At 49.9% G+C, this 1,225-nt stretch carries 1 protein-coding gene; it reads left to right on the top strand.

Annotation, left to right across the window (positions count from 1 at the left end):
• The coding region (locus HFE01_RS26335; RefSeq protein WP_243208290.1) for a condensation domain-containing protein at positions 1–1,225 on the top strand (1,225 nt) is incomplete at both ends.

The raw sequence follows: 1,225 nt of genomic DNA, 5'->3' as shown, positions 1-1,225 counted from the left end.
ATCACACGTACCGTGGGTTGGTTTACGAGTCAGTATCCAGTACTGCTGGATGTCGATGGAAAGGCAGAAGTAGGGCAGCGCATCAAGCGGGTAAAAGAGGACCTGCGACATGTGCCGCATAAGGGCATTGGCTACGGTATTCTGAAATATTTGCCTCAGGATGATGCTACCTCTTCCTGGAGCCTGCAGCCTGAGATCAGCTTTAACTATTTGGGACAATTTGATCAGGACTTGGAGAATGGTGAGATCACGCTGTCTTCACATCCAGGTGGAGAGCCGTTGAGTGACCGCACCGTACTGGAGCAACCGCTGAATGTGAACGGCATGATTACAGCAGGCGTGCTGACCCTGGAAATTCGTTATGACAGCCATGTATACCAACAGCAAAACGTAGAGAAGTTTGCCCGGCTATTGCAGGAAAGCTTGCAGGAAGTCATCAAGCATTGTGCCTCCCAAGAGCGGAGTGAGCTAACGCCAAGCGATGTCTTGTTCAAAGGCTTGACACTGGAGCAGTTGGAGCAATTGACGGAGCAAACAGCTTCTGTGGGCGAGCTTGAAAATGTGTATGCTCTTTCTCCCATGCAGAAGGGGATGCTGTTCCATAGTCTGATGGAGCCGGACTCAGGCGCATACTTCCAGCAAGCGTCGTTTGATCAAAAGGGCAGCTTTGATGTTGCTATTTTCCGTAAGAGTCTGGATCTGCTGACACAGCGTCATGAAGCGCTGCGGACGAATTTCCATCAATTTGAAACAGGACATGGTCTGGAGCCATTGCAAATCGTGTTCCGTCATAAAAATAGCGATCTTTCCTTCAAGGATATACGCGAAATGCCGAAAGCGGAGCAACAGGCATATATCCAGGCGTTTAAGCAGGAGGACCAAGCGAGAGGTTTTAATCTCGGTACGGATGCGCTGATGCGCGTACAGGTATTGCAGACCGATGAAGAAACGTATCACTTGGTCTGGAGCTTCCATCACATTGTCATGGATGGCTGGTGCTTATCGCTTGTTACGGGTGAAGTGTTTGGTACGTACTTTGCGCTGCTGGAGCAGAAACAGCCAGAGCTTGCTCCGATTACACCGTATGGCCAATATATCGAATGGCTAGAGCGCCAAGATGAACGTGCGGCAAAAGAGTATTGGAGCAGCTATTTGGCGGGCTTTGAACAGCAGACGTTATTACCTGGAGCGGATACTTCATCGAAAGTCCAAGTGGCGGATAGCA

The sequence above is a fragment of the Paenibacillus sp. EKM10P genome, assembly GCF_011800655.1.
GTDB classification, from domain to species: Bacteria; Bacillota; Bacilli; order Paenibacillales; family Paenibacillaceae; genus Paenibacillus; species Paenibacillus polymyxa.
Note: the sequence above shows the minus strand (reverse complement) of the source record. Positions and strands in the feature narration are given on the sequence as shown.